The following is a 26095-nucleotide window of genomic DNA, read 5'->3' as shown; positions in this document are numbered from 1 at the left end:
CCTCACTCCTGTCCCACCGCATGGTCGGTGATACCGCCGGCGAATCGTCTGCGGTAAACGACCGGCGCCACCCCCACAGTCGTCGTGAAGTGGTGGCGTAGCAACGTCGCCGATGCGAATCCCGACAACCGGGCCACCTCCTCCACCGACAAATCGGTCGATTCCAGCAGGTTCTTGGCGTGCAGGACGCGCTGTTCGGTGAGCCACCGACGTGGCGGAATGCCGACCTCGTCGACGAATCGGCGCGCGAAGGTCCGTCCCGACATGTGCATTCGAGCAGCGAGGGCATCGACGGAGATGTCTCTGTCGAGGTGCATGACCATCCAGTCCAGCAGCTCGCCGAAACCCTCGTCGGCGCAGGTGGGCATGGGCGCATCGATGAACTGCCGTTGCCCGCCGTCGCGGTGTGGCGGCACCACCATGCGGCGGGCGATGCGATTGGCGATGGTCGGCCCCCACTCCTCGCGGACGAGATGCAGCGCGGCGTCGATACCCGCGGCGGTGCCCGCACTGGTGGTGATCGGGCCGTCGTCGACGAAGAGGACGTCGGTGTCGACCTCGGCTTCGGGGAACATCCGCGCGAGCTTGTCGCCATAGCGCCAATGCGTGGTGCAGCGTCGCCCGTCGAGAAGTCCGGCAGCGCCGGCGGCGAATGCTCCGGAGCAGACCGTCAGCACCCGGCCACCGCGGTCGACTACCGTACGCAAGGTGTCGAGAATCTCCTGCGGATACTCGCCGGACGTACTGCCCCCGGGAATCGCGACGAGGTCGACGTCGAGGCAGTCGTCGAGCGTGTACGGCGCGGCAATGGTCACGCCTCCGTCAACCTGCAGCGCCGCGTGCGGAGTCGGTGAGGCGACGCGAAAGTCGAAGGCGGGGACACCGTCGTCGGTGCGATCGAGTCCGAACACCTCGTGCAGCACCCCGAATTCGAAGAGAGCGACGCGCCCGTAGAGCAGAACGGCAACAGAATTCAACACCCCACCAGTCTGGCAGATAATTTGCGAAGCATGTCGCTTCGGCCACTGGTGGCAGGTAATTTATGGGCGCATTGTTTCTGTCATGACCACACTCATCGTTCTCCTCGCCGTACTCGTCGTCGCCCCGACCGTCGTCATCATCTACCGTGTGCACCGCAAAGTCGATGACGCACAACCCATTCCGCTGGGACATCTCGCAGGTCTCGCGGTCGGCGACGATCGTCCGTGGAAACGCGGACCGGACTCCGACCGCATCGCCGCGGAACTTCGCGTACTCCATCTGCAACGGAGGGACTCGGCCTAGACATCCAAACATGGGATGTTAGGCTCTTTGCGTGCCACCGCTGATCACCCCACCGCCCCGTACCAGTTCGCTCGTCGTCGATCGCATGCACGAGTTGATCCGGGACGGGGCGTGGGCCGTCGGAGCCCGAATCCCCGCGGAGCCCGAACTCGTCGAACAATTCGGCGTGGGCCGCAACACGATTCGTGAGGCCGTGCGCGCGCTCGAACACTCCGGGCTGCTGATGCCGCGCCGCGGTGACGGCACCTACGTGCGCAGCCGTAACGTTCTCGCCGCAGCGTTGGAACGCTGTGCTCCCGACCCCGAGATCACCGATCTGCTGAGCACCCGGCGGGCACTCGAGGCCGAGGCCGCCGACCTCGCTGCCCTGCGCGCCTCGGCCGCCGACGTCACCCGGCTGCAGAACAAGCTCGACGCCGCGCTCGCCGCCATCGCCGCCGGAGACCTGCGCCGCTATGCCCGGCTCGACATCGAGTTCCACGCCACCATCGTCGAGATCTCGGGCAACCGGCTGCTGATCGAACTCTATGAAGGTGTCGGCGAGGTGATGCGCCGCACGCATGAGGCGATTGCCGCGGCAGCGGTCGACGACGGACATCCCGACGGTCACCGCGAGGTTGTCGCGGCGATCGCCGCCGCCGACCCGGCGGCGGCACGCGCGGCTGTGCACGTCTACCTCGACCTCGCCCACGAGATCGTCCGATGAGCGTGACCAACACCGCGCCCGCGACGTCGGAATCGCGTGGACGCCGACCACTCGGCACGGTGATCACCGCGGTCGGCGTGATGCTGGTGGCGGCGAATCTGCGGCCCGTCGTCGTCTCGGTGGCACCGCTGATCGACGAGATCACCCGCGACGAAGGCTTTTCCAGCGCCACCGCCGGCCTGCTGACCACCCTTCCGGTTCTGTTCTTCGGGCTCAGCGCGCCCGTGGCGCCACGGTTGGCGGCCCGGTTCGGGATCGAACGCACCATCTTCGGAGCTCTGCTCCTGCTGACCGTGGGCACCCTCATGCGCCTGATTCCGGGTGCGCCGATGCTGTTCATCGGGTCGGCGGTGGTCGGTGCCGCGATCGGTATCTGCAACGTGGTGTTGCCTGCGCTGATCAAGCGCGATTTCGCCCATCGGTCGGGATTGATGACCGGGTTGTACTCGATGACGCTGTCCGGCGGTGCCGCCGTTGCCGCCGGAATCACCGTGCCCCTCGACAATGCGTTGGGCAACAACTGGCGGCTCACGATCACCTCGTGGGCGATTCTCGCCGTGATCACCGTCGTCATCTGGGCACCGCAAATCGTCCAGCACCGTCCGGAAACGGTCGCCGGCACCGGATCGTTGCGCCGCAACACGATTGCGTGGGCGATCACCGTGTTCATGGGCGCACAGTCGCTGGTGTTCTACACCTTCACCGCCTGGCTGCCCGCATTTCTCATCAGCGAGGGACATTCGCGGGCGTCGGCCGGCACCATCCTGGCCATCGGTCAGGTCGTCGCGCTGCTGGCGTCGTTACTCATCCCGATCATCGCCGGGCGCTACCGGGACCAACGTCTGATCACGCTCGTCGTGATCGTCCTGTGCGGAATCGGATTGGCCGGACTCCTGCTCAGCGACCACGCCACACTGCTGTGGACGATGCTGGTGATGTTCGGCCCCGGATCGTCGATCAGCCTCGCGCTGCTGTTCATGGTGCTGCGCAGTTCCTCGGCCGAGCAGACCGGCCAGGTGTCGGGAATGGCGCAATCGGTCGGCTACATCCTGGCCGCGTTCGGGCCCATCGCCGTGGGAGCACTGCATGATTCGACCGGATCGTGGACAATCGCGCTGTCGGTGCTGGCGGTCCCGCTACTCGCGCAGGCTGCCTCGACCCTGATCGCCGGGCGTGATGTGAAGATGGACTGACCTCTCCCCTTCCCCTTTCACTGTAACCCGCCGGTGGGGGCTTGCCGCAAGGCCCCACCTCGGGTTCACAATGGCGCCCATGGTTTTTCGCGCCTCGTGCGATCCTGCCGTCATCGGTGACGACGACCGGCATTTCGCCGTCATCACTGACCACCTCACCCACACCATCGCCGACCTCACCGAACGCCTCGGCGCGCTACGTCTCGCCGACGGCGGTGGCGGCCGTCGCGCACTCGACCGTGACCTGGAGATCCACGAGACGAATCGCCGGCTCCGCGTGTTGCGCCGCTACAGCCTGGATCTGTGCCTCGGACGTATCGTGCGCGCCGACGGCACCATCAGCTACATCGGCCGCATCGGCATGACCGATCGTGGCGGCGAACAACTACTCGTCGACTGGCGCACCCCGGCGGCCGCACCGTTCTTCGCCGCCACCCACGCCGATCCCCAGGGGTTGTCGAGTCGGCGGCGGTACCGGTGGAGTCAGGGACAGGTCGTCGACTTCTGGGACGAATCATTCGACGGTGAGGTCGCACATCTCGCACTCGACGACGATTCGGCGTTCCTCGCCGGCCTCGGCGCCTCCCGCGAGCCGCGGATGCGAGATGTGTTGGGCACCATCGCCGCCGACCAGGACGCCATCATCCGGGCCGACAGTCACGGTGCTCTCGTCGTCGACGGCGGCCCCGGCACCGGCAAGACCGTGGTCGCGCTGCATCGTGCGGCGTATCTGCTCTACGCCGACCCGCGGCTGGCGGGAAATCGCGGTGAACTACTGGTCGTGGGTCCTCACGAGGAGTACCTCGGTTACATCTCCGACGTCCTGCCCAGCCTCGGCGAGGACGGCGTCCGCACCTGCACCTTGCATGACCTCGTGCCCGAAGGTGGCGGTGCGACAACCGAATCCGATTCCGTCGTCGCACTCAAGGACGGCCTCGACCCGATCGCCATGATCGAGCGGGCCGTCGCCTTCTACGAACAACCGCCCACCAACACTGTGGAAGTCGAGACCCCCTGGGGTGAAACGGAACTCACGGCCCCCGAGTGGGCCGAGGCCTTCAGCACTCCCGAGCCCGGCACCAGCCATCACGAGGCACGCGAACAGGTGTGGGACGCACTCACCGACATCATCGCCGACGCTCTCGATACTCGTGATCTGCCCCGGCTCCGTCGAGCGTTGGCCGGCAACGACGACCTCGTCTCCGCGTTCACCACGGCATGGCCGATTCTCGACGCTCCCATCCTGGTCGGCGATTTGTGGTCGGTGCCGGTGTACTTGCGTCTGGCCGCACCGGAGCTGAACACCACTGCACTCCGAACATTACAGCGGGACAACCCGACCGCGTGGACCACCTCGGATATCCCGTTCCTCGATGCGGCGCGGCGTCGGCTCGGAGATCCCGGCTTCTCCCGACGCCGGCGCCGGCGTGAGGCGGTGTTGGCAGCCGGTCGAGACGCGATGGATCGCGTTGTCGACGACCTCCTTGCAGCACACACCTTCGACGACGGCGAGGGTCTCGCGCCGATGCTGCGCGGCGAGGATCTGCGGAGCTCACTGGTCGACGACTCCGCTGCGCCTGTCGCCGAGCGCGATCCATTGGCCGGGCCGTTCGCCCACATCATCGTCGACGAGGCGCAGGAGCTGACCGACGCTCAGTGGTCGATGCTGATGGCGCGCTGCCCGTCTCGCAGCGTCACCGTGGTCGGCGACCGCGCCCAGTCGCGACGCGGATTCACCGAAAGCTGGCCGGAGCGATTGCGCCGGGTCGGATTCGGCGAGGTCCGTGTCGCCGGTCTGTCGATCAACTACCGCACGCCCGAGGAGATCATGGCGCAGGCCGCGCCGGTGATCACGACCGCGATACCCGACGCGAATGTCCCGACCTCCATCCGGAGCAGCGGCATGGAGGTCGGCCACGGCACCGTCGCCGACCTCGCTGCGATCCTCGACGAGTGGGAGCGGACTCATCCCGAGGGGGTCGCCTGCGTCATCGGCGATCCGAGCAGCCTGCCGGCACCGATCCACCGCCCGCGCGTGCGGACGCTCGCGCCCGAGCGCGTCAAGGGTCTCGAGTTCGACCTGGTGGTTCTCGTCGCGCCGGATCGCTTCGGTGCCGGCATCACCGGCGCCGTCGACCGTTACGTCGCGATGACCCGCGCCACCCAACAGCTGGTGATCCTCTCCTGAGCGGACCGACGCCAGGCTTGCGTATCTCTCAATTTTCCATAGACTATTTTTTACAGAGTTGAGAGGAACACTGCCATGGCCATTAAGCTGTCCGTCGAAGAAGACGCCATCGTCAAGACCGTTCGCGACTTCGTGGACAAGCAGGTGCGTCCGGTGGTGCGTGAACTCGAGCACGCCAACACCTACCCCGAAGAGCTCATCGAAACGATGAAGGAGCTCGGGATCTACGGTCTCGCCATCCCCGAGCCCTACGGCTTCGCGCAGGTGTCGATGCCCTGTTATGCGCAGGTCACCGAGGAGTTGGCCCGCGGCTGGATGAGTCTGGCCGGGGCGATGGGCGGGCACACCGTCGTCGCCAAGCTGCTGCTCACGTTCGGCACCGAGGAGCAGAAGCAGAACTATCTGCCACGCATGGCCAGCGGCGAGCTGCGCGCGACGATGGCGCTCACCGAACCTGGCGGGGGTTCGGACCTGCAGAACATGCGGACCGTTGCGGCCAGAGAGGGTGACGAGTACGTCATCAACGGGTCCAAGACCTGGATCAGCAACGCCCGCAAGTCCGGTCTCGTCGCATTGATGTGCAAGACCGATCCGGCCGCGCAGCCCGCACACACCGGCGTCTCGATCCTGCTGGTCGAGAAGGTGCCCGGCTTCACCGTCTCCAAGGATCTACCCAAGCTCGGATACAAGGGCGTGGAGAGTTGCGAACTCAACTTCGACGGCGCCCGCGTTCCCGTCGACGCGGTGCTCGGTGGCGTGGAGGGCAAGGGCTTCGCTCAGATGATGAAAGGACTGGAGACCGGCCGCATTCAGGTGGCCGCCCGCGCGACCGGCGTGGCCCGCGCCGCCTTCGACGACGCGCTGCAGTATGCACAGGACCGCGAGAGCTTCGGCCAGCCGATCTGGAAACACCAGGCCGTCGGCAACATGCTCGCGACGATGGGCACCAAACTCGCCGCCGCCCGCAGCCTGCTGCTCGACGCCGCCGAACGCGTCGACACCGGCAAACGCGCCGACATGGAGGCCGGTATGGCCAAACTGTTCTGCTCGGAAACGGCCATGGGAATCGCCCTCGACGCGGTGCGCATCCACGGCGGATACGGCTACTCCACCGAGTACGACGTCGAACGGTATTTCCGCGACGCGCCGCTGATGATCGTCGGCGAGGGCACCAACGAGATCCAGCAGAACGTCATCGCCAAGCAACTCGTCAAGCGGGGTGGGTTGGACCTCTGAGCGTCGGGTTCGCGTGTCACACTCGACACCGACGAGCACACGCCAACCCGAGATCGCGCGAAACGGGTCCGAGAATGCAAGGAGCACAGCACATGTCGCCACTCTATTTCGAGGATCTCGCCGCGGGCCAGCGGTACGCGGGAACAACCACCGCCCGGATCACCGCCGACGACATCCGCGCCTTTGCCGAAAAGTACGATCCACAGCCGTTTCATCTGAGCGATGAAGGCGCGGCAGGCTCGGTGTTCGGATCGCTGGCGGCCAGCGGGTGGCATACCGCGGCGATCACCATGCAGTTGCTCGTGGCGAGCGAGTTCCGACCGGCCGGCGGGATCGTCGGCGCAGGTTTCGACGAGCTGAGCTGGCCTCGACCGGTACGCCCCGATGACGAGCTGCGTGTCGAGAGCGATGTGCTCGAGGTCAGGCCGTCGCGGTCGAACCCGCGAGTCGGAATCGTCAAGCTCCGCACGGTGACCTTCAACGAGGATGACAAACCCGTACAGACGTCCGTGGGCAACATCGTCGTCCCGACCCGCAGCGGATCACCGGCGGCCGACGCTCCCGCCTGACTGCGGCCGGCTGGACGTCGGATTGCTCACGCCGGCAGCGGGGCATTCGCGCCGGCGCCCGGCCCCCGGCGCACTGTCACCGACCCCCGATCAACGTGCTCACCACACTCGGAGCACACCGGCTCGAGCGTCGTCGTCTGACCGCAGCCGGTGTGCACGAGCTCGACCGGAGCGCCGTCGGGTGCCGACCACTTGTCGCCCCATTGACGCAGGGCGTTGATCACCGTCCACAGGTCGCGGCCTTTGTCGGTCAGCCGGTAGTCGTAGCGAACCGGATTGTCCTGGTAGGGATCCCGGACCAGGATTCCGTGCTCGACGAGCGTGTCGAGTCGCTGGGTGAGCACGTTGCGAGCAATACCCAGACGGGTCGAGAAGTCGTCGAAGCGCGTCACCCCGAACAGTGCGTCGCGGATGATGAGTAGCGTCCACCACTCGCCGACGACCTCGAGGGTCTGCGCGACCGAACAATTCATTCCGGAGAAGCTGGCGCGGCGCATGCGTCGAGTCTAGTGGGTTGCGTCAGACAACTCAATCTGCTTTCCTCAGTTTCGTCACGAAACTCACGACTGAGGAGACCCCGATGACCGACGTGGCTCATGCCCAGGAATCCGGCGTCGCGTCGGCTCCTCGGCGTCCGGCTTTGATCCTGGCGTTGCTGTCGCTCGCAGCTTTCATGGCGAGCCTGGATGTGTTCATCGTCAACGTGGCGTTCGAGGACATCGGACGCGACTTCCACGGCGTCTCACTGTCGGAACTGTCGTGGGTGCTCAACGCGTACACCATTCTCTACGCCGCGCTGCTCGTACCCGCCGGCCGGATCGCCGACCGCTACGGACGCAAGGCCGGCTTCTTGATCGGCGTGACGATCTTCACGCTCGCCAGCGCGGCATGTGCTGCTGCTGAGGGTATTTGGTGGTTGGTCGCCTTTCGCGCCGTCCAGGCGGTCGGGGCTGCGATTCTGACCCCGGCCAGCCTCGGGCTCGTCGTCGCCGCCATGCCGACGGAGATCCGCGCGCGATCGGTGCGGATCTGGGCCGCAACCGGTGCAGTGGCCGCCGCGCTCGGGCCGGCAGCCGGCGGCGTGCTGGTGGAGGCCTCCTGGCGGTGGGTGTTCCTCGTCAACCTGCCCGTGGGCGTGCTCGCGCTCGTCGGGGGCGCGGTGTTGCTCCCGCGATCGCGCAACGAGGCCGCCGAGCACCTGCCGGATCTTCTCGGCGCCGGTTTGCTCGCGATCGCCATCGGCGCGTTGACCCTCGGCCTCGTCGAGGGACCGACCTGGGGATGGACCGACGACCGGATTCTGCTGGCGTGGGCCGTCACCGTCGTCGGACTGATCGGTTTCCTGATCAGTTCGGCACGACACCGAGAACCGGTGATCGACCCGAATCTGTTGCGCGTGCGCGCATTCTCCTTCGCCAACATCACCGCCGTACTCTTCTCCATCCCGTTCGCCGGTGCGCTGCTCGCGAACATCCTGTGGATGCAGCAGGTATGGGGATATTCGGCGATCAAGACCGGATTCGCGGTCTCTCCCGGACCACTGATGGTCCCGATCTTCGCCGCCGTCGGGCACCGGCTCACCGCCCGGATTCCGGTCGGTGTGGTCATCGCTGCCGGCTGTGCACTGTTCGGCCTCGGTGGTCTGCTGATCTCGCTGTCGATCTCGTCCACACCCGCCTACGCGACGGCACTACTGCCGGGCTGGCTGATAGGCGGAGTGGGGGTGGGCTTGGCGTTGCCGGCGATCCTGTCCTCGGCAACCGCGGATCTGCCTGCCACACAGTCGGCGACGGGCAGCGCCGTAGTCAACATGAGTCGCCAGATCGGAATGGCCTTGGGCGTGAGCGTCCTCGTCGCCATCATCGGCAGTCCCCTCGGATACGACGCCGTCCATACGGTCTTCCAGCACGCGTGGTGGACACTGGCCGTGGTCGCGGCTGCGGGTGCGGTCACGGCACTCGGGATGACGCCTCGCCAGGGGGGCTCCGCGAACAACGCTGTCTGACTTTGCAGACGCTCGCGGTACACCACCGGCGTTCGTAAGTTCAGACGGCGTTCAGAACAACGCGCCGACGCTACTAGGCTCACCGACGTGCCCGCCGCCGAATATCACGAGATCGCCCGCACCCGAGACCGGGTGCGGCTGGCGGTGCAGGTGCGCGGGTCCGGGCCGACGCTGCTGCTCCTGCCCGGTCAGGCCAACAATCACCACTGGTGGGATCGCACCCGCGGCGACTTCGAAGCCCACCACACCACGGTCACCTTCGACTATCGCGGGACCGGCGCAAGTGGTTCCGGTGGCGAACGCTACAGCACGCGATTGTTCGCCGAAGATGCTCTGGCGGTGATGGATTCGCTCGCCATTGACAAGTTCGCGGTGTACGGCACGTCGATGGGCGGTCGTGCCGCGCAGTTCCTGGCGGCATCGGCACCACGTCGAGTGCGGCGGCTCGTCCTCGGATGCACCACGCCCGGCGGGATTCATGCCGTCGAACGAGACGAGTCGGTGCGTCGCTCACTGGCCGGTCCGGACGCAACCGCGGCGCTGCTCGACTACATGTATTCGCCGCAGTGGCGCGCCGCCAACCCCGGCCCATATCACGTACTCGGCGATCCGGACATGTCCGACGCCGACCGGCGGGCGCACCTGCTGGCGAGCAATCGACACGATGCGTGGGCGGTCCTGCCCGACATCACGAGTCCCACCCTGATCCTGCACGGCACCGACGACCAGATGGCGCCGGTGGCCAACGCCGAGATACTCGCCGAGCGCATCCCCGACGCCCGCGCACACATCCTCGACGGCGCCCGACACGCCTACTTTGACGAATACCGTTCGCAGACAGTGCCTCTCGTCCTGGACTTCGTGACCGGCTAGGCTGGGTGCCATGCGTTTCGGCATCTGCATCCTGCCCGATCTGACCTGGCGAGAGTCGCGGCCCCGGTGGCAACGCGCGGAGGAGATGGGCTTCGATCACGCCTGGACCTACGACCACCTGGTCTGGGGTGGCCTGCCCGACTCCCGCTGGTTCTCTTGCATCCCGACGCTGACCGCCGCCGCGACCGTCACCCGACACATCGACCTCGGCGCGTTCGTCGTCTCCCCCAACTTCCGCCATCCGGTCGCGTTCAGTCGCGAGGTCGCCACCCTGGTCGACATCTCCGACGGCCGCTTCCTGCTCGGCCTCGGTGCCGGCGGGACCCCCGACGACACCGTCCTCGGCGGCGACCGACTCCCACCCAAGCAACGCGTCGACCGCCTGCAGGAGTTCACCCTGCTGCTCGACCGCACCCTTCGTGACGATCACGTCGATGCTGACGGGCAGTATTACCGCGCCCGTGACATGCGGCTGGTCGGCGAACCGGTACGGCCGCGCGTGCCATTCCTGTTGGCGGGCAACGGTCCCCGATCAGTGCGCTTCGCCGCACGGCACGGCGACGGCTGGATCACCACCGGCACACCGTCGGAGACCGTCGACGACTGGTTCGACGGGATCCGCGCGAGCTGCGATGTGCTCACCGAAACACTCGACAAGGACGGGATCACCAAGGACTTCCCCCGCTACCTGAGTCTCGATGCCTCGCCGCGCAACGCCCTGGAGAGCGTTGACCTCTTCGACGAAATGGTCGGATGCGCATCGTCTTTGGGATTCACCGACGTCATCGTGCACTGGCCGAGATCCTCGGAGCCCTACCTGGCTCCCGACCACGTCCTCGACGAGGTTGCCGCCCGACTGCAACCCGGGCGTGCCGGCGCCGTCGATGTGACAGACTGATCGGTCATGAGCAAGGGCACACCGATAGCGGGCAAGGTCATCGCCATCACCGGCGGCGCAGCGGGCATCGGACGCGAGATCGCCCGGCACCTCGCCGACGCCGGGGCACGGGTGGCCATCGGCGATCGCGACCTTGACGGTGCGCGTGTCACGGCGAGTGAGATCCCGGGCGAGGCACATGCTTTCGCGCTCGATGTCACCAGCACCGAGTCCTTCGAGGCCTTTCTCAATGCGGTCGAGTCGTCCGTCGGACCGATCGACGTCCTGGTGAACAACGCCGGGGTCATGTGGGTCGGCCCCTTCGACGCCGAGACCGATGCGGCAGCCGACGCGATGCTGGCGGTCAACCTGCACGGCGTGATCCGCGGGGTCCGACTCACCGCGCCGCGGATGCGCCACCGCGGACACGGTCACATCGTCACGATCGCTTCTGCCGCTTCCAAACTCGCCCCTCCTGGCGAGGCGACGTATGCCGCGAGCAAGCACGGCGTGCTCGGCTACCTGACCGCAGTCCGTGAGGAACTCCGCGGCTCCGGGATACTCCTGACCGCGGTCATGCCGACCGTCGTCGACACCCAACTCGCTGCGGGCACCGCGACCGGTTCGGCAGCCATGCTGCAGCCGGTCGACGTCGCCGCCGCCGTCGTCGCGGCGATCGAGAAGCCGCGCTTCGAGGTGACCCTGCCATCCTTCGTGGGTCCCGCGGTGCGGGCGGCAGGGCTGCTCCCGCAGGCGATCCGAGATCTGTTGATGCGCCGGATGGTGCCCAACCAGGTTGATGCGGTGCGCAATTCGGCGACGCGGGCCGAGTACGAAGCCAAGGCGCTGGGCGACTAGGGCACCCCGATACCGGTGGCGATCCGAAGTTGTTCGGGGTCACGCCCGTTGGCGGCATTCATGTCGCATCGCACCGTTCCGTAACCCTCCGGCAGACCGTGCCCGTAACCGTCGCCGTTGGTGTACTGGTGGGCGATCATCTGTCGTCGCAGATCGTCGGTGCCGGCCGGGAATCTCGGAAGGGCACCGTAGGACGGGATGACGAAGCCGATCGGTGGCCGCACCCGCCAGATGCGTGCGTCATTGGGGTTGAGGTAGCCGATGACGCGGCGGGGTCGTCCGTCGATGTGCGGTCCGCGCCAGTCACCGAGTCCCCACACCAGGCGGTTGATGGAATCGCTGTTGTCGGAACTGATCTGGCCGCCCCACGATTCCACGTCGACCATCGACACCACGTCGGGGCGGTTCTCGCCTTGCATCTCGATGTGCGTGGTCATCACGTCTCGCCAGTTGGATCGGTAGACGCAGTACACGATCAGCCCGCGCAGTCGACCGGAGTCCAGCTAGGAACGGGCGATCGTCCAGTTCTGCTGGAAGTGGCGGTCCCGATAGGTCCCGTCGTTGGACCGGATGGACAGCCACCGGTACGGGTAGGAGTCATCGAGCACGGGCTGCCATTCGGAGATGTCGGCGAAGAGGGTGTCGGCCATGGTCTTCACCGGTCGCGGGGGCGGACCGCGATGTCGGCGGTGGGGACAACACGGTCGCCAACAACCGCTGCAGGGCGAAGACGTCGCCCGGTGCCGGACTCGACGAACTCCAGGGTCGGCGACTCGGAGGATGGCCGATTGCGATTGGCCCAGTCGCCCAGTGCCAGCAGGACCAGGGACAGTTCTTGCCCGGCTTCGGTGAGTATGTATTCGTCGCGCGTTCGACCGGTATCGGGCTTGTAGGGCCGCCGGACCAGCACTCCCCCGTCGACGAGGGTGTCGAGCCGACTCGCGAGCACGTCACGGGGAACCCCCAGGGACGCCTGGAATTCGGAGAACCTCGTCGTGCCCGCAAGAGCGTCACGAACGATCATGAGCGTCCATTTCTCGCCGAGCACATCGAGCGAGCGTGCGATGGGACAGCGGTCTTCCCCGCCGAGGATTCCGAGCATGACTCCAGGTTACCTGAGTCGGGAATATGAACCCTGCATGCTAGGTTCAACTTATCGACCCAGTATTGCTTCGGTCTCACAAAGGAGAAACCATGACGCAGTTGGATGGCGCCGTCGTATTGGTCACGGGGGCCAACGGTGGTCTCGGCACAGAATTCGTCTCACAGGCGATCGCACGCGGGGCGAGCAAGGTGTACGCCTCAGCACGAAATCCGCGAGCGTGGAGCGATGATCGAATCGTTCCGTTGACGCTGGATGTCACGGACCCGGGGTCCGTCGAGGCCGCGGCCGCAGATGCGCTCGACGTCTCGATCCTGGTGAACAACGCGGGAGTGGGCGGTGCACAGTCACTGATGTCGACGACTGTTGTGGAGGTCGAAGACGTCTTTGCCACCAACGTTTTCGGGGCACTGAGGGTTGCGAAAGCATTTGCGCCGACGCTTGCCCGCAACGGTGGCGGATCGATCGTCGACGTTGCGTCGGCACTGAGCTGGCTCGCAGTCTCGGGAGGCTACTCCGCCTCCAAGGCCGCACTCTGGTCGATCACCAACTCGCTACGCCTCGAACTGGCCCCACAGGGCACGCAGGTCGTCGGCGCACACCTGGGCTTTACGGACACACCACTCGTCGCCGGGCTCGACGTCGAGAAGAACGATCCGGCCGACGTTGTCGCGGCGATCTGGGACGCGGTGGGAACGGGTCAGCACGAAGTCCTTGCCGACTCGGCCAGCCGCACCATCCGGGCCGCCCTCTCCGGGCCCCTCACCGATCTCTACCCACAGCTGGGCGAACACGCCTGACGGTCCACCACCAGGAGGAACACCATGACCAACGCAGTGATCGTCGACGCGGTCCGCACACCCGTTGCCAAGGGAAAGCCGAACGGCGCCTACGCGCAGATACACCCGGTCGACCTGCACTCCCACGTGCTACGGGCCCTGATCGATCGCACTGGCATCGACCCGGCGCAGGTGGACGACGTCATCAGTGGCGCCGTCGGACAGGTCGGCGAGCAATCGGGTGACACCGCTCGCTGGGCGTTGTTGGGTGCCGGCTTTCCGGAGTCGGTGCCCGGCGTGACGGTGGACCGCCAGTGCGGGTCGAGTCAGCAGGCACTCCACTTCGCCGCGCAGGGCGTGATGGCCGGGGCATACGACCTGGTGATCGCGTCCGGCATCGAGTCGATGAGTCACGTTCCCATCGGGTCGCAGTCCATCGGGAAGGACTTTGCCGGCCCCTCGGTGACGGCCCGGTACCGCAACGGATTGGTGCCGCAGGGCATCAGCGCGGAACTGATCGCCGACAAGTGGAACCTCTCGCGCCGTGAGCTCGACGAGTTCGCCGCGGAGTCGCACCGGCGTGCCGCCGCGGCATGGAAGGACGGTCACTTCGACTCGCAGGTGGCGATCGTCAACGGCCTCACCATCGACGAGACGATCCGCCCGGACACCACCGTGGAGACGCTCGCGGGGCTGCGACTTGCCTTCAAGAGCGACTACTGGGTCCGGCGTTACCCGCAGCTGGAGTGGAAGGTGACGGCGGGCAACAGCTCACCGGTCAACGACGGTTCGGCCGCCATACTCGTTGCGAGCGAGAGCACGGCGTCTCGACTCGGTTTGGCCCCACGCGCCCGCGTCCACTCGTTTGCGGTCACCGGCGACGACCCGGTACTCATGCTCACCGGCATCATCCCCGCGACCCGCAAGGTGCTCGACCGCGCGGGACTCACCGCCGATGACATCGACCTGTTCGAGGTCAACGAAGCCTTCGCGTCGGTGGTTCTCGCCTGGCACAAAGAACTCGGCGTACCCCTCGACAAGGTCAACGTCGACGGCGGCGCCACGGCCATCGGACATCCCCTCGGGGCGTCCGGTGCGCGCCTGATGACAACTCTGCTCAACGCTCTCGAACGGACCGGCGGCCGATACGGGCTCCAGGTCATGTGCGAGGCAGGTGGACAGGCGAACGCGACCATCATCGAACGCCTCTGACGTGCGACCGGATCGGTGCCGTCCCGAGGGCACCCACCATGTGATCCTCACGCCGGCAACAGCTCCCGCCATCACTCACCGCGACACAAAACCCCGAACCCTCAACTGAACGGATCACCGAAATGCCCTATATCACCACCACCGACGGCGTCGACATCTACTACACAGAGCAAGGATCCGGACAGCCGATCATCTTCAGCCATGGCTGGCCGCTCAACTCCGACGCCTGGGCTCTCGAACTCAAGGTGTTCGCCGACGCCGGCTACCGCGCGATTGCACACGATCGTCGGGGACACGGCAGGTCCGGCAAGACCTACACCGAAAACGACATGGACCACTACGCCAAGGATTTGAGCGAACTCGTCGAGGCGCTCGACCTCCACGACGTCATCGTCGTCGGCCATTCCACCGGAGGCGGAGAAGTCGTCCGCTACGCCGCCCGGTACGGAAACGGCCGCGTGGCAAAGGTTGTCACCGTGGGCGCGGTACCACCGCTCATGCTCAAGACCGAAGACAACCCGGAGGGAGCGCCGATCGAGGTGTTCGACGGACTCCGCGAAGGAGTGCTCGGCGACCGCTCACAGTTCTTCAAGGAGTTGGCGGTCCCGTTCTTCGGTGGCAATCGCGACGGGTCGGACGCATCGCAGGGCCTCTACGACGAATTCTGGCGTGAGGGCATGGAAATGAACGGCGCCGCGGCGTACGACTGCATCACCGCGTTCTCCGAGACCGACCAGACCGAGGACCTCAGAGCTCTGGAGGTACCGGTGTTCCTCGCGTACGGCGACGACGATCAGATCGTGCCCATCGACGCAGCCTCGAAAAAGGCGGTCGGCCTTGTCAAGAACGGGACGCTGAAGGTGTATCCGGATGCGCCACATGGAATCCACGGCGCATTCCAGAAGGAGCTCGACAAGGACATCCTCGACTTCATCGCACAGTAGAGCGGCCCGTTACCGTTGTCGAACCAGCTCGGCGATCCACACACCGTCGAGCTGGTTCGACGAGCCGATCAACTGCCGGACTGCAGCTTCGCGATCTCCGCCCGTGCAGCAGTGACCAATTCGGCGTTCGTGTGCGCGTGACCCCAGAGCCCCCACCCACCTTCTGGCGCCTCCGTCAGCAGCACCCAGGTGCGTTCCTTGAGTGAATCATCGCAGCCGGGATGATGCCGGTCAGACGTTCGACCACGGCGAGTTGCTTGTCGCGGTCGAGCGCTCCGGTATTGGTCAGCACCTGTACCCGCACGTAGTTGCTGCCCCCGTCCACGTTCGACAACCCACCAGCGGGCAGGTCGTGCACGAATGCGGCCGTGTTCTTCCGAAACATCGGAATGTTCGGAACTTCTTCGATCTCCATCACCGTGGCCGCCAGTTCGGTGGCCAGGCGGTGCGGATCGGAAAACGTTCCTGACTCTGCGTATACATCGATCATCGGCATGGTGACGCGCGTCCTCTCAGATGGATCAACCCCAGGGCGAGGTTATGACGCCCATCATATGACGCGCGTCATAATGCGCAAGCCCCAATCATCGCCCGCCCACAACCCCTCGGGGTCAGCGGGCGGCCACAGAACTGCGAATGATCTCGTCCACCCCATCGAAGACAGCCAGGGAGTGCTGCGCCCGTCCGAGCAGTACTGCTCCCTCGTAGGCCGACAGCAGATACCGAGCAACATCGCGCGCGCGGTCCTCGGCATCGATCCCCGCAGAGTGGAGGATGTCGGCAAGCCTGTCTTCCCATTCCGCAAAAGCTTTGGCCGCAAGCGCTTTCAGTTCAGGCTTGTCGGCTCCCACGGAGACCGCCATGATCGCGCACGCGCCCGTGCACTCGGTTCGTTCCAGGATGCCTCGCCAACTCGCCGCAAACCTCGCCAGAAACTCAGGCAACTCGAGCCCGCGCATACCTTCCAGATTCTCCAGCGCGGCGTCGAGCGTCAGAGTGATCGCAGCACTCACGAGTTCGTCCTTGCCCCCGCGAAAGTAGTGGTAGATCGAACCGCGTGGTGCGTCTGCGGTCGCGAGGACGTCCACCAACGAGGTTTCGGCGTAACCCTGTCGGGACAACAGTGAGACCATCGCTCGTGTCATACGCTGCCGAACAGGTGATTCCATGACTCCCTCTGAGTGACTGACTACCGAAGAGGATACTTCGGCGAACACGCTCGCCGACTCTCAGCAACTCGACAACCGGATGTCAGGAATCGGTTAGACCCAGGTCACATGCTCTGTTCATGCGACTGATCATGGGAATCCACCTGACCGACGACCAGGTGGTCGTCGTCACCGGGACGGCGGCCTCGGTTGCCGGCTCGCATCCCGGTCCGCCGCACCTCTCGTCGCATCCGGCGCGGTTGTACTGGCCGGCGACCGCGGCACCGAGGTGGTCGCGTCCCGCCGACAACCCCGACGACGTCTATGGCCACTTCCTGACCCGCATCGCCGACCTGACCGCGGTGCGCACCGCGTCGGGTCGCGGCCGTGCTCCGCATCAATTGGTCACCGCAGCACTGCATGTGGCGATCGATGCCACCGAGCGCTCCGACCACGGGCACGTGGTGTCGGTGACGATCGCCCATCCTCCGCACTGGTCGGCCGAGCAGATCGGGATGCTCCGACGTGCCGCGGGCCGCGCGGTCGGTGCGACCACGAGCGTGTCGGTGGTCTCCGAGTGCGCCGCGATCTCCCGTTGTGTGCGGTGGTCGGCGCAGATGGGTACCGCCGATCTGGTCGCCGACCATCCGACGTTCCTGGGCGCGTGGGGTGCGGCGATGCTCGCCGCCACCGCCGTCACCAGGGTGCCGCTACCCACCGACCGGACCGCGCGCAGACCGGTTCGCACCGCCCCCGCGCACCGCATGGCGACGATCACCCATCCGATGCGCCGCATCGTCGATTCCTCCGTCGCCGACCTGCGATTACGGTGGAACGCGCTGGGTCACGCCTGACCCGGCGCCGTTCTCACCGTCGCGAAAGGTCTCCCACATGCATTCACCTCTGGACATCGCCACCACCGGGGCGACCCAGATCTGGACGATCAACAAGCCCGAGGTCGGCAACGCGATCACCGACGTGGAGTTCGTCGAGGCCTTCGAGGCGGCGGTCGACGCCGCCAACGCCGACCTGGAGATCAGGGCGATCATCCTGACCGGCGCGGGCAAGATCTTCTCCGCGGGCGGCAACGTCAAGGAGATGGCCGACCGGACGGGCATGTTCGGCGTCGACGAGCGAGCGCAGCGACGCGCCTACGTGGCAGGCATCCAGCGTCTGCCGCGGGCCCTGGCTCGCCTCGAGGTGCCGATCATCGCCGCGGTCAACGGTGCGGCCGTCGGCGCGGGCTGCGACCTGGCGATGATGTGCGACATCCGGATCGCCTCCGAGCGCGCGTCCTTCGCGGAGAGCTTCGTGCAGGTCGGGCTGATCCCGGGCGACGGGGGAACATGGTTCCTGCCGCGCGCAGTCGGATATGAGCGGGCCGCGGAGATGACGTTCACCGGCGACCGCGTGGATGCCGCGACGGCGGCCGAGTGGGGCATGGTGAGCCGCGTGGTCGGCCCCGACGATCTCCTCGGCGAGGCCCGTACGCTCGCCGAACGCATCACCAAGAACCCGGCCGAGGCGCTGCGGATGGCCAAGCGCCTGCTGCAGGAATCACGAACCAGCCCTTTGGAATCGGTCCTCAGCATGGCCGCGGCGATGCAACCCCTGGCCCATCTCTCACCCGAGCACACCGAGCGGGTGGAGAAGTGGCGCTCCCGCTGACAACACCTGGTAACCATTGACATTCTCAACGATTGCGTTCTATCGTGATCTCGATTACATCGGGCGATCGAGGAGTACACGATGCGCAATCAGGGCGTGGGCACGTGGCCGCTACGGGCCTCACGGCAGTCGCCGGACACCGAGGCCATCGTCTTCCGTGACCAGGCGATCACCTACCCCGAACTCGACGAGCGCACCACGCGGCTCGCCCACGCTCTCGCCGACCTCGGCGTCGGACGTGGCGACCGCGTCGCGCTGCTCAGCGCCAACCATCCCGCGTATCTCGAGGCGCTCTTCGCGGCCGGCTTGCTCGGCGCCATCCTGGTGCCGCTCAACGCCCGGCTGACCACTCCCGAGGTCGCCTACGCCCTGACCGATTCCGGTGCCACGGTGCTGATCCACTCCGCGGCATTGGCGGACGTGGCGATCGCGGCTGCGGCCGAGGCCGGCGTGACCACCCGCATGGTCGTCGACGGCGATCCCGACCCGGACGCCGTCGGCTACGAGATCAGCATCGCCGCCGCATCCACCGACCGCATCGATCTGGCCGTCACCCACGACGACCCGTGCTTCATCATGTACACCTCGGGAACCACCGGGAACCCGAAAGGTGTTGTCCTGAACCACGGGACAGTGACCTTCGCGGTCCTCAACCCGATCCTCGACCTCGACCTGCGCAGCGACGAGGTCGCGCTGGTGGTGGCACCGTTGTTCCACACGGCCGCATTGAATTTCATCTCGCTGCCCATCCTTCTGAAGGGCGGCACCGTGGTGATCGAGGAAGGCTTCGAGCCGGGCCGGGTGCTGCGGGTCATCGCCGAGCGCAACGTGACCTACGGCTTCGGGGTACCCACCATGCTCGACGCCATGAGCTCCCACCCGGACTGGGCGTCGGCGGATCTGAGCTCCGTCCGTCGCTGGATCGTCGCTGCGGCACCGGTTCCGCCGCGCACTCTGCATACCTATACCGAACGCGGCATCGCACTGTGCCAGGGCTACGGGCTGACCGAGACCGGGCCCGGTGCGCTGGTCCTGACCCCGTCGCACACTGCCCACAAGCTCGGAAGTGCCGGTGTCCCACACTTTTTCACCGATGTTCGGGTCGTCCGTCCCGACGGGGACGAAACCGCACCCGGGGAGCGCGGCGAGATCCAGATCCAGGGCTCCAACGTCATGGCCGGCTATTGGAATCGCCCCGACGCGACCGCCGCGGCATTCACCGACGACGGCTGGTTCCGTTCCGGCGACGTCGGCGTCCGCGACGACGAGGGCTACATCACCATCGTCGATCGTCTCAAGGACATGATCATCTCCGGCGGCGAGAACATCTACCCGGCCGAGGTCGAGGCCGTCATCCTCTCGATGCCCGGAGTGGTGGCGTGCGGGGTGTTCGGGGTCCCCGACGACAAGTGGGGCGAGGTCGGTTGTGCGGCCATCACCCTGGACGACGGCGCGGCACTGACGTACGAGCAGCTCGCGGCGTTCCTCGGTGAACGGTTGGCGCGGTACAAGATCCCGAAGTCGATGGTGCTGCTCGAGGAGATCCCGCGCAACGCCACCGGCAAGATCCGCAAGGACCGGCTACGGTCGATGTTCTCGGCCGCGCCCGTCCACGCCTGAGAAGGCGATGCGACGCAACAGTTCCCGTGCAGCCGCCACATCCCCCGCATCGGTGCCGGCCACGTACTCGGCCGTCACAGCGGCACTGCGCCTGCGCGCCTGGTCGCACAGCTCCGCCCCGGCCTCGGTCGCGACGATGAGCTTGTTGCGCCGGTCGTTGATGTCGGTGGTGCGCTGCACCAGCTTCCGGTCCTCGAGATCGTCGACGAGGGCGACGATCTGACTGGGGTCGAGACCTACCACGGTGGCCAGACGACGCTGGGTGATGCCGTCGGGTTCGTCGCAGACGGCCGCGAGCGCGCTGTACCCACGCACCTTCAGCCCCAGGGGCGCGATGGCGCGATTGGTCTCCTTGCTCAGCACCACGCTGGCGCGAGCCATCAAGAAGCCGAGATCGTCGTCGAGCATTCGCCGGGATGTCATGGGCCCTCCCATCGCGAGCACGTTACCACTTCCACAATCATTGACTTTCTCAATGGTTAGCGTTCTAATCGAATACATAACCCGAGCCTGAGGAGGCAACCATGGATCTGAACGGAAAAGTCGCCGTCGTCACCGGCAGTGGGCAAGGGCTCGGTCTGGCCTACGCCCGCGAACTCGCCCGCCGCGGAGCGGCTGTCGTCGTCAACGACGTCTCGGAGGAGACCGCGCAGGCCGCCGTCGCCGCGATCACCGCCGATGGCGGCCGCGCCGTGGCAGTGGTCGCACCCGTCGGATCGACGGAGACCGCGCAGGCGCTGGTCGCCGGTGCCGTGGACACCTTCGGACGCCTCGACGTCATGGTCACCAACGCCGGCATCCTGCGCGACAAGGTGCTCTGGAAGATGACCGACGAAGATTTCGACGCCGTCATCAACGTGCACCTCAAGGGCACCTTCACGTGCGTGCGCGAGGCCGTGCTGCGATTGCGCGAGCAGGGCGACGGCGGCCGTATCATCTGCATCGGCTCGCCCGCCGGGCAGCGCGGCAACTTCGGGCAGACCAACTACTCCGCCGCCAAGGCCGGCATCGTCGGCATGGTCCGCACCTGGGCGATGGAACTGGAGAAGGCCGGGATCACCGCGAACGCCGTCTGCCCGGTCGCCGTGACCGCGATGACCGCCACCATCCCGATCTTCAAGCCGTTCATCGACGAGGCCGAGCGGACCGGCTCCCTCCCCGACGTCATCCGTCGCGAGGTCGGGATGGGCACGCCCGAGGACGTTGCCGGGCTCATCGCGTTCCTCGCCTCCGATGCCGCTGCCGACATCACCGGTCAGGCCATCTCCATCGGTGGTGACCGTCTCGCCCTGTGGACGCACCCGGAATTGTCCGAAACCGCTTATCACGACGGCGGTTTCAGCGCCGAGGACGTTGCGACGGTCTGGCCGGGCGCCTTCGCCAACCAACTCGAGACGGTCGGCGAGGAGTTCCCCGACGAGGTGCTGGCGGCCGCGAAATGAGCACCCGCTACGAGTGCGCGGTCGACTTCGACACCATCGACGCCATCGACATCCACACCCACGTCGAGATCGACGGCTGCGGGCATCGTTCGCTCGACGACGAGTTGATGGCCGCATCCGAGAAGTATTTCCGCTCCGGCGAAAAGCGCACGCCGGGAATCGAATCCATCGCCGAGCACTACCGGCAACGCAACATGGCGGCCGTGGTGTTCACCGTCGACGCGCACTCGGCGTCGGGCCACTCGCCGAACTCGGTGGAGGAGATCGCCGAGCGCGCAGCGGAATTCAACGACGTCCTGATCCCCTTCGGTTCCGTCGACCCGCTACAGGGTAAGGCGGCGGTCAAGCGCGTGCACCGGCTCGTCGACGAATTCGGCGTGCGGGGCTTCAAGTTCCATCCGAGCATGCAGGGTTTCGAACCCAACGACCGCCGATACTACCCGGTCTACGAGGCCATCACCGAAGCCGGCGTGCCCGCACTGTTCCACACCGGGCAGACCGGAATCGGCGCCGGATTACCCGGCGGACACGGCATCAAGTTGCGCTACTCCGATCCGATGTTGCTCGACGATGTCGCCGCCGACTTTCCCGACCTCACCATCGTGATGGCACACCCGGCGGTGCCGTGGGTCGACGCCCAGATCTCGATCGCCACGCACAAGGCCAACGTCTACATCGATCTGTCCGGCTGGTCGCCCAAGTACTTCCCGCCCCAGTTGGTCAAGGCCGCCAATTCGATGCTCCGCCACAAGGTCCTGTTCGGATCGGACTTTCCGGTCATTCAGGTCGACCGATGGCGCAAGGACTTCGCCACCCTCGACATGAAGCCCGAGGTGCTGCCGTTGATCTTCAAGGACAACGCACTCACCGTCCTCGGCGTCAAACACTGAAACCCCACCCAGAGAAGGACTCGTACCGATGACCACTGCGTCACCCACCACCACACACCTGGCCACCCTCGCCGAGCTCGACGATCTCGTCGGCACCGTCCTCGGCGTCAGTTCGTGGCTCGAGGTCACCCAGGAACGCATCAACACCTTCGCCGACGCCACCGGCGACCACCAGTGGATTCACGTCGACCCCGAGCGCGCTGTTGCCGAGAGCCCGTTCGGCGGGCCGATCGCCCACGGATACCTCACGCTGTCACTGATCATCCCGATGTGGGGTGAGGTGCTCGCCGTCGACAGCGTGACGATGGCGGTCAACTACGGGCTCAACAAGGTTCGGTTCACCAACCCCGTCCCCGCCGGCGGACGCGTGCGCCTCAAGGCGACTCTCGCCAAGGTGGAGCACCTGCCCAAGGGCGGCGTCCAGGTCACCGTCGAGGGCGTCATCGAACTCGAGAACAGCGAGCGTCCCGCCGTCGTCGCCGAGGTCGTGTACCGCTACTTCGAGTGATTTGCCGGTTTTCGCCTACACCGGCCGAACGACTTCGCACCTTTGAATGACGTCGCAGGGCAACCGGTCTGGATATTCTGCCCGGGTGAGAACGAACATCGCCGAGCCACGCCGCCGCATGGCCGTGGCCTGTGTCGCGGCGGCCGCATTCGTCGCGGTCGCCGCGAGCGCGTGCGGCACCTCCACCGCCCCGACACCCGCCACCCCGGCGACACCGCAGATGACGGTGGCGGCGGATGCCGCGAAAGTCGATTTCGCGTCCGCTGATTCGGCGACGATCACCCCCGGCGTCCAGACCTACACCGGCGATGCGCAATGCACCACCAACTACGTCTTCGTAGACAAATCCGGCAACGTCTACCTCGGACAGGCCGCACACTGCTCGGGAACGGGTAAGGACACCGAGACCAACGGGTGCCAGAACAACAGCCTGCCGATCGGCACCGCCGTCACCTTCAACAAGGGCGGCAACCCGATCACCGGCGTGGGCACACAGCTCGGCGCGGGCACACTGGTCTACAACAGTTGGCTCACCATGCATCAGAAGGGCGAAACCGACCAGAACACCTGCAGTTTCAACGATCTCGCACTGATCAAGGTGAACCCGGACGACGTCGGCAAGGTCAATCCGTCGATCCCGTTCTGGGGCGGACCCACCGGCATCAACACCGACGGCACAACCCCCGACGCGAAGATCTACAGCTACGGCAGCTCGAGCCTGAAGTTCGGATTCAAGAAGCTGTCGAAGCAACACGGCGTCAGCAAGGCCGACCAGCCCGCCGACAACGGCTGGTCGCACATCGTGGAGATGCGTTTCCCAGGCATCCCCGGAGACAGCGGCAGCGCCTACCTCGACGCACAGGGGCGTGCCCTCGGCGTGCTCTCCACCATCGGTCTGGCGCTACCCCCGCTCAACAACATCGGCGACATCAGCCACGAATTGCAGTACGCACGAGCCAATTCCGGGATCGACGGGCTTCAGCTGGTACTCGGGACCGCACCGTTCAAGGGCGAGTGACGCTCTCGACGCGATACACCGCGCCGAATCCGTCGCGGCCCGTAGACAGAGAACCGCCACATCCGGCCGCCATCGGATGGGACACACTGCGTATTAGAGGTGGGTCTCCTACTTCAGCGGCGGAACCGGCGGACGCCCGCACTGCACCCAGTTGCCCACAAGAACCGCGTGACACAGCACCGCGACGAGAAACCAGCCCGACGCCACACCCAATCCGGTCTGCGTGGACCAGTAGCCGAGCACCGACAGCGGAACGGCGATGCCACTGATCGCGCCGGCCAGGACGCACCACCCGAACCGACGCCGCGTGACCGCCGCCGCGGAGAGCACGGTGCCGCCGACGCCGAGCCCGATCGCGATCTGACCGAGCAGTGTCCGGTCGCCGCCGACGTCGCTGGTCACCCAGGCGCCGATACTGGCGGCGGCCAGCACAACGATTGCCAGCCAGATCACCCGCACCGACCGCGGCCGCAACGGCACCTCGGCGAGCACCTGCCGCTCGATCTTGCGGAGCGAGGCCGCCAATCCCGGTTCGAGTTCCACCACCAACGCGCTTCCCCTACAGCCGGGCGAGCAGTTCGGCCTTCTTGGTTGCGAACTCCTCGTCGGTCAGGATGCCGCGCTGATGCAGACCGGCCAGCGACTCGATCGCGGCGAAGATGTCCTCGGAGCCGGCCGGAAGGTTCTGGGCCGGAGCATTCTGGGCGGGACCGTTCTGATCTGAAGGAATCTGGGCGGAGGCATACTGGGCGGCGGCAAACTGGGCCGAACCGTTCTGGGCTGGGGGTTCGGGCGCCGCCACCGGTGTGTCGACGATCTCCTGCCCACCGATTTCCCGCAAGCTCGAGACGTCGAAGGTGCCGTACTGGCTGGAGAAGCTCACCGAACCGGGGTACCCGCCCTGTTGCTGCTGTACGCCGCCGATCTGATGGTCGCCGGTGTCGAAAACCCTTGTCACGCCATTGACCTGGATGGCCAACCGCCGCGTCGCGGGGAACACCGCATAGCGCGAGTCGTTCTGTCCGCCGCTGGAGCTGGGCACCCCGAGGTCGGCGGGCCACCAGTTGTTGGCGGTACCGAAGCCGGCCCCGAACGAGCCGCCGAACGAATTGCTACTCGGCGCCGGCGGGAACACGATCGTGGTGGCGAGAAGCTGCGAGAGCTCGCTGCACAGCGAGTCGACGCGGGCTTTGAGTGCGTTGTCGAACATGTTGCCGACCATCGTCATGCCGCCGCGCATCCACTGTCCCGACCCGCCGAGTTCGGGAATGGAGAACTGGGCCATGGTGCCACCGCCGCTGTTGACCGCGTACAACATCGCGAGCACCGCGTCGCGCGAGAGGCCGTACCGTGCGGCAATGTCGGCGACCGCGCCCTCTGCCTCGGGGGTGAGGGTTGCGTCCATGATGAGGCTCTTTCGTCGAGAGTGGATTCGCGTCCCGCACAGATCGTGCGGGTGAACTCCCCCAGTGTACGAGGGCCCCAGTACGAGGGCCGCACCGTCGCGGCCCTTTCTGGCCGGGTGATCTCCTGGCATGGTGGAACCATGAGTTCCGTCGATGATCTCCATGGTGACCCGCACGTCGAGGAGTACCTGAGAACCGGAGGTGAACAGGGCTATCACTGGAATGGCACCGAGATCCTCATCCTGTTCACCACGGGTAACAAGTCGGGCGAGGAACGCCGACATGCGCTGATCTTCCGTCCCTGGGGCGAGAACGCCCACCTCGTCGTCGCGTCCAAGGGCGGCACCGACGCACCGCCGGCGTGGTTCCGGAACCTGGAGGCCAACCCCGACGCGCAGGTGCAGATCAAGGACGAGCGCTTCGCCGTACGCGCTCGGGTCGCCACCGACGAGGAGAAGCCGCAGATGTGGGCGACGATGGTCGAGGTGTGGCCCGACTACGATGCCTACCAGGCCAAGACCTCTCGCGTCATTCCGGTTGTCGTTCTCGAACGTGTCTGAGCGACAAGA

31 protein-coding genes are annotated in these 26095 nt (G+C 66.3%); 21 read left to right on the top strand and 10 right to left on the bottom strand.

Features of this window, described 5'->3' with window-relative positions; translation table 11 throughout:
* Positions 1–2: 2 nt before the first annotated feature.
* The gene (locus tag QNM97_RS24890) at positions 3–980 is read right to left on the bottom strand and encodes a GlxA family transcriptional regulator (RefSeq protein ID WP_283820776.1); all 978 of its coding nucleotides are present in this window, start codon (positions 978–980) and stop codon (positions 3–5) included.
* Between the two features lie 82 nt (positions 981–1062).
* Here QNM97_RS24890 and QNM97_RS24885 point away from each other — a divergent pair, with 82 nt between their 5' ends.
* The 6 genes from QNM97_RS24885 (at position 1063) to QNM97_RS24860 (ending at position 7176) form a co-directional block, all read left to right on the top strand.
* On the top strand, positions 1063–1284 hold the full coding sequence (locus QNM97_RS24885; RefSeq protein WP_276113599.1) for a hypothetical protein: 222 nt from the start codon (positions 1063–1065) through the stop codon (positions 1282–1284).
* A 31-nt stretch (positions 1285–1315) separates the two neighbouring features.
* Entirely contained in the window at positions 1316–1990 is a 675-nt protein-coding gene (locus tag QNM97_RS24880; RefSeq protein ID WP_079931525.1) for a FadR/GntR family transcriptional regulator, read from the top strand.
* Positions 1987–3183, top strand: coding sequence for a CynX/NimT family MFS transporter (locus QNM97_RS24875; protein ID WP_276113600.1), 1197 nt, complete (start codon positions 1987–1989; stop codon positions 3181–3183). The genes QNM97_RS24880 and QNM97_RS24875 overlap by 4 nt, the downstream gene beginning before the upstream one ends.
* Before the next feature lie 70 nt (positions 3184–3253).
* A complete protein-coding gene (gene helR, locus QNM97_RS24870; protein ID WP_283820775.1) occupies positions 3254–5371 on the top strand; it encodes an RNA polymerase recycling motor ATPase HelR in 2118 nt (705 codons plus the stop codon).
* Between the two features lie 75 nt (positions 5372–5446).
* Positions 5447–6607 carry an acyl-CoA dehydrogenase family protein gene (locus QNM97_RS24865; RefSeq protein ID WP_283820774.1) on the top strand — a complete coding sequence of 387 codons (1161 nt, stop codon included), beginning with the start codon at positions 5447–5449 and terminating at the stop codon, positions 6605–6607.
* 92 nt (positions 6608–6699) lie between these two features.
* Entirely contained in the window at positions 6700–7176 is a 477-nt protein-coding gene (locus tag QNM97_RS24860) for a MaoC family dehydratase (RefSeq protein ID WP_283820773.1), read from the top strand.
* 26 nt (positions 7177–7202) lie between these two features.
* Here QNM97_RS24860 and QNM97_RS24855 read toward each other — a convergent pair whose 3' ends face one another.
* Entirely contained in the window at positions 7203–7673 is a 471-nt protein-coding gene (locus tag QNM97_RS24855) for a winged helix-turn-helix transcriptional regulator (protein WP_283820772.1), read from the bottom strand.
* Positions 7674–7756: 83 nt separating this feature from the next.
* Here QNM97_RS24855 and QNM97_RS24850 point away from each other — a divergent pair, with 83 nt between their 5' ends.
* From QNM97_RS24850 to QNM97_RS24835, 4 genes are all read left to right on the top strand, one after another.
* On the top strand, positions 7757–9181 hold the full coding sequence (locus QNM97_RS24850; RefSeq protein ID WP_283820771.1) for a DHA2 family efflux MFS transporter permease subunit: 1425 nt from the start codon (positions 7757–7759) through the stop codon (positions 9179–9181).
* An 87-nt stretch (positions 9182–9268) separates the two neighbouring features.
* A complete protein-coding gene (locus QNM97_RS24845) occupies positions 9269–10054 on the top strand; it encodes an alpha/beta fold hydrolase (RefSeq protein WP_283820770.1) in 786 nt (261 codons plus the stop codon).
* 10 nt (positions 10055–10064) lie between these two features.
* The gene (locus QNM97_RS24840) at positions 10065–10952 is read left to right on the top strand and encodes an LLM class flavin-dependent oxidoreductase (protein ID WP_283820769.1); all 888 of its coding nucleotides are present in this window, start codon (positions 10065–10067) and stop codon (positions 10950–10952) included.
* A 6-nt stretch (positions 10953–10958) separates the two neighbouring features.
* Positions 10959–11789, top strand: a complete 831-nt coding sequence (locus QNM97_RS24835) for an SDR family oxidoreductase (RefSeq protein WP_283820768.1) — start codon at positions 10959–10961, stop codon at positions 11787–11789.
* On the opposite strand, the gene QNM97_RS24830 is transcribed toward QNM97_RS24835, so the two are convergent.
* The 3 genes from QNM97_RS24830 to QNM97_RS24820 all read right to left on the bottom strand — a co-directional run bounded on the left by QNM97_RS24830 (position 11786) and on the right by QNM97_RS24820 (position 12891).
* Positions 11786–12226, bottom strand: a complete 441-nt coding sequence (locus QNM97_RS24830) for a hypothetical protein (RefSeq protein ID WP_283820767.1) — start codon at positions 12224–12226, stop codon at positions 11786–11788. The two genes, QNM97_RS24835 and QNM97_RS24830, sit on opposite strands and share 4 nt — an antisense overlap.
* Positions 12227–12292: 66 nt before the next feature.
* A complete protein-coding gene (locus QNM97_RS24825) occupies positions 12293–12439 on the bottom strand; it encodes a hypothetical protein (protein ID WP_283820766.1) in 147 nt (48 codons plus the stop codon).
* Positions 12440–12444: 5 nt separating this feature from the next.
* Entirely contained in the window at positions 12445–12891 is a 447-nt protein-coding gene (locus QNM97_RS24820; protein ID WP_283820765.1) for a winged helix-turn-helix transcriptional regulator, read from the bottom strand.
* A gap of 92 nt (positions 12892–12983) precedes the next feature.
* Between QNM97_RS24820 and QNM97_RS24815 the strand changes: the two genes are divergently transcribed.
* The 3 genes from QNM97_RS24815 to QNM97_RS24805 all read left to right on the top strand — a co-directional run bounded on the left by QNM97_RS24815 (position 12984) and on the right by QNM97_RS24805 (position 15826).
* On the top strand, positions 12984–13691 hold the full coding sequence (locus tag QNM97_RS24815) for an SDR family oxidoreductase (RefSeq protein ID WP_283820764.1): 708 nt from the start codon (positions 12984–12986) through the stop codon (positions 13689–13691).
* A 24-nt stretch (positions 13692–13715) separates the two neighbouring features.
* The gene (locus tag QNM97_RS24810; protein ID WP_283820763.1) at positions 13716–14882 is read left to right on the top strand and encodes an acetyl-CoA C-acyltransferase; all 1167 of its coding nucleotides are present in this window, start codon (positions 13716–13718) and stop codon (positions 14880–14882) included.
* A gap of 122 nt (positions 14883–15004) precedes the next feature.
* Positions 15005–15826: an alpha/beta fold hydrolase gene (locus QNM97_RS24805; RefSeq protein ID WP_283820762.1), complete on the top strand. Its 822-nt coding sequence runs from the start codon at positions 15005–15007 to the stop codon at positions 15824–15826.
* A gap of 175 nt (positions 15827–16001) precedes the next feature.
* On the opposite strand, the gene QNM97_RS24800 is transcribed toward QNM97_RS24805, so the two are convergent.
* Together QNM97_RS24800 and QNM97_RS24795 are read right to left on the bottom strand one after the other, a co-directional pair.
* Positions 16002–16322, bottom strand: coding sequence for a hypothetical protein (locus QNM97_RS24800; protein ID WP_283820761.1), 321 nt, complete (start codon positions 16320–16322; stop codon positions 16002–16004).
* 115 nt (positions 16323–16437) lie between these two features.
* Complete coding sequence (locus tag QNM97_RS24795; RefSeq protein ID WP_283820760.1) at positions 16438–16959, bottom strand: TetR/AcrR family transcriptional regulator; 522 nt, start codon at positions 16957–16959, stop codon at positions 16438–16440.
* A gap of 155 nt (positions 16960–17114) precedes the next feature.
* Between QNM97_RS24795 and QNM97_RS24790 the strand changes: the two genes are divergently transcribed.
* The 3 genes from QNM97_RS24790 (at position 17115) to QNM97_RS24780 (ending at position 20262) form a co-directional block, all read left to right on the top strand.
* Positions 17115–17828 carry a hypothetical protein gene (locus QNM97_RS24790; RefSeq protein ID WP_283820759.1) on the top strand — a complete coding sequence of 238 codons (714 nt, stop codon included), beginning with the start codon at positions 17115–17117 and terminating at the stop codon, positions 17826–17828.
* Between the two features lie 37 nt (positions 17829–17865).
* Positions 17866–18642, top strand: coding sequence for a crotonase/enoyl-CoA hydratase family protein (locus QNM97_RS24785; RefSeq protein ID WP_283820758.1), 777 nt, complete (start codon positions 17866–17868; stop codon positions 18640–18642).
* An 81-nt stretch (positions 18643–18723) separates the two neighbouring features.
* The gene (locus QNM97_RS24780; RefSeq protein WP_283820757.1) at positions 18724–20262 is read left to right on the top strand and encodes an acyl-CoA synthetase; all 1539 of its coding nucleotides are present in this window, start codon (positions 18724–18726) and stop codon (positions 20260–20262) included.
* Here the strand turns inward: QNM97_RS24780 and QNM97_RS24775 are convergent.
* Positions 20224–20685, bottom strand: coding sequence for a MarR family winged helix-turn-helix transcriptional regulator (locus QNM97_RS24775; RefSeq protein ID WP_172398949.1), 462 nt, complete (start codon positions 20683–20685; stop codon positions 20224–20226). The two genes, QNM97_RS24780 and QNM97_RS24775, sit on opposite strands and share 39 nt — an antisense overlap.
* A gap of 101 nt (positions 20686–20786) precedes the next feature.
* On the opposite strand from QNM97_RS24775, the gene QNM97_RS24770 reads away from it, so the two are divergent.
* From QNM97_RS24770 to QNM97_RS24755, 4 genes are all read left to right on the top strand, one after another.
* On the top strand, positions 20787–21704 hold the full coding sequence (locus QNM97_RS24770) for an SDR family oxidoreductase (RefSeq protein WP_283820756.1): 918 nt from the start codon (positions 20787–20789) through the stop codon (positions 21702–21704).
* Positions 21701–22594, top strand: a complete 894-nt coding sequence (couO, locus tag QNM97_RS24765; protein ID WP_283820755.1) for a 4-hydroxyphenyl-beta-ketoacyl-CoA hydrolase — start codon at positions 21701–21703, stop codon at positions 22592–22594. The genes QNM97_RS24770 and couO overlap by 4 nt, the downstream gene beginning before the upstream one ends.
* 28 nt (positions 22595–22622) lie before the next feature.
* Positions 22623–23102 (top strand): p-hydroxycinnamoyl-CoA hydratase, encoded by a 480-nt coding sequence (couM, locus tag QNM97_RS24760; protein ID WP_006368761.1) that lies wholly within the window; start codon positions 22623–22625, stop codon positions 23100–23102.
* A gap of 85 nt (positions 23103–23187) precedes the next feature.
* Positions 23188–24120, top strand: coding sequence for a hypothetical protein (locus tag QNM97_RS24755; RefSeq protein WP_283820754.1), 933 nt, complete (start codon positions 23188–23190; stop codon positions 24118–24120).
* 108 nt (positions 24121–24228) lie between these two features.
* Here the strand turns inward: QNM97_RS24755 and QNM97_RS24750 are convergent, their stop codons facing one another.
* Positions 24229–24663 (bottom strand): hypothetical protein, encoded by a 435-nt coding sequence (locus tag QNM97_RS24750; RefSeq protein WP_283820753.1) that lies wholly within the window; start codon positions 24661–24663, stop codon positions 24229–24231.
* A 16-nt stretch (positions 24664–24679) separates the two neighbouring features.
* The gene (locus QNM97_RS24745) at positions 24680–25525 is read right to left on the bottom strand and encodes an SHOCT domain-containing protein (protein WP_283820752.1); all 846 of its coding nucleotides are present in this window, start codon (positions 25523–25525) and stop codon (positions 24680–24682) included.
* Between the two features lie 141 nt (positions 25526–25666).
* Here QNM97_RS24745 and QNM97_RS24740 point away from each other — a divergent pair, with 141 nt between their 5' ends.
* Complete coding sequence (locus QNM97_RS24740) at positions 25667–26086, top strand: nitroreductase family deazaflavin-dependent oxidoreductase (RefSeq protein ID WP_079931543.1); 420 nt, start codon at positions 25667–25669, stop codon at positions 26084–26086.
* Positions 26087–26095: the final 9 nt, after the last annotated feature.

Origin of the sequence: Gordonia sp. L191, assembly GCF_030077625.1 — a bacterium.
In the GTDB taxonomy this organism is placed as follows: domain Bacteria; phylum Actinomycetota; class Actinomycetes; order Mycobacteriales; family Mycobacteriaceae; genus Gordonia; species Gordonia polyisoprenivorans_A.
Note: the sequence above shows the minus strand (reverse complement) of the source record. Positions and strands in the feature narration are given on the sequence as shown.

Bases quoted from the DNA above. Each gene is read 5' to 3' on its own strand.
- QNM97_RS24810 (WP_283820763.1), top strand. From the start codon at position 13,716: ATGACCAACGCAGTGATCGTCGACGCGGTCCGCACACCCGTTGCCAAG.
- QNM97_RS24785 (WP_283820758.1), top strand. From the start codon at position 17,866: ATGCATTCACCTCTGGACATCGCCACCACCGGGGCGACCCAGATCTGG.
- QNM97_RS24840 (WP_283820769.1), top strand. From the start codon at position 10,065: ATGCGTTTCGGCATCTGCATCCTGCCCGATCTGACCTGGCGAGAGTCG.
- QNM97_RS24885 (WP_276113599.1), top strand. From the start codon at position 1,063: ATGACCACACTCATCGTTCTCCTCGCCGTACTCGTCGTCGCCCCGACC.
- QNM97_RS24865 (WP_283820774.1), top strand. From the start codon at position 5,447: ATGGCCATTAAGCTGTCCGTCGAAGAAGACGCCATCGTCAAGACCGTT.
- QNM97_RS24830 (WP_283820767.1), bottom strand. From the start codon at position 12,226: ATGACCACGCACATCGAGATGCAAGGCGAGAACCGCCCCGACGTGGTG.
- QNM97_RS24780 (WP_283820757.1), top strand. From the start codon at position 18,724: ATGCGCAATCAGGGCGTGGGCACGTGGCCGCTACGGGCCTCACGGCAG.
- couM (WP_006368761.1), top strand. From the start codon at position 22,623: ATGACCACTGCGTCACCCACCACCACACACCTGGCCACCCTCGCCGAG.
- QNM97_RS24815 (WP_283820764.1), top strand. From the start codon at position 12,984: ATGACGCAGTTGGATGGCGCCGTCGTATTGGTCACGGGGGCCAACGGT.
- QNM97_RS24820 (WP_283820765.1), bottom strand. From the start codon at position 12,891: ATGCTCGGAATCCTCGGCGGGGAAGACCGCTGTCCCATCGCACGCTCG.
- QNM97_RS24790 (WP_283820759.1), top strand. From the start codon at position 17,115: ATGCGACTGATCATGGGAATCCACCTGACCGACGACCAGGTGGTCGTC.
- QNM97_RS24855 (WP_283820772.1), bottom strand. From the start codon at position 7,673: ATGCGCCGCGCCAGCTTCTCCGGAATGAATTGTTCGGTCGCGCAGACC.
- QNM97_RS24860 (WP_283820773.1), top strand. From the start codon at position 6,700: ATGTCGCCACTCTATTTCGAGGATCTCGCCGCGGGCCAGCGGTACGCG.
- QNM97_RS24740 (WP_079931543.1), top strand. From the start codon at position 25,667: ATGAGTTCCGTCGATGATCTCCATGGTGACCCGCACGTCGAGGAGTAC.
- QNM97_RS24850 (WP_283820771.1), top strand. From the start codon at position 7,757: ATGACCGACGTGGCTCATGCCCAGGAATCCGGCGTCGCGTCGGCTCCT.
- QNM97_RS24745 (WP_283820752.1), bottom strand. From the start codon at position 25,525: ATGGACGCAACCCTCACCCCCGAGGCAGAGGGCGCGGTCGCCGACATT.
- QNM97_RS24835 (WP_283820768.1), top strand. From the start codon at position 10,959: ATGAGCAAGGGCACACCGATAGCGGGCAAGGTCATCGCCATCACCGGC.
- QNM97_RS24805 (WP_283820762.1), top strand. From the start codon at position 15,005: ATGCCCTATATCACCACCACCGACGGCGTCGACATCTACTACACAGAG.
- QNM97_RS24800 (WP_283820761.1), bottom strand. From the start codon at position 16,322: ATGCCGATGATCGATGTATACGCAGAGTCAGGAACGTTTTCCGATCCG.
- QNM97_RS24775 (WP_172398949.1), bottom strand. From the start codon at position 20,685: ATGACATCCCGGCGAATGCTCGACGACGATCTCGGCTTCTTGATGGCT.
- QNM97_RS24795 (WP_283820760.1), bottom strand. From the start codon at position 16,959: ATGGTCTCACTGTTGTCCCGACAGGGTTACGCCGAAACCTCGTTGGTG.
- helR (WP_283820775.1), top strand. From the start codon at position 3,254: ATGGCGCCCATGGTTTTTCGCGCCTCGTGCGATCCTGCCGTCATCGGT.
- QNM97_RS24825 (WP_283820766.1), bottom strand. From the start codon at position 12,439: ATGGCCGACACCCTCTTCGCCGACATCTCCGAATGGCAGCCCGTGCTC.
- QNM97_RS24875 (WP_276113600.1), top strand. From the start codon at position 1,987: ATGAGCGTGACCAACACCGCGCCCGCGACGTCGGAATCGCGTGGACGC.
- couO (WP_283820755.1), top strand. From the start codon at position 21,701: ATGAGCACCCGCTACGAGTGCGCGGTCGACTTCGACACCATCGACGCC.
- QNM97_RS24770 (WP_283820756.1), top strand. From the start codon at position 20,787: ATGGATCTGAACGGAAAAGTCGCCGTCGTCACCGGCAGTGGGCAAGGG.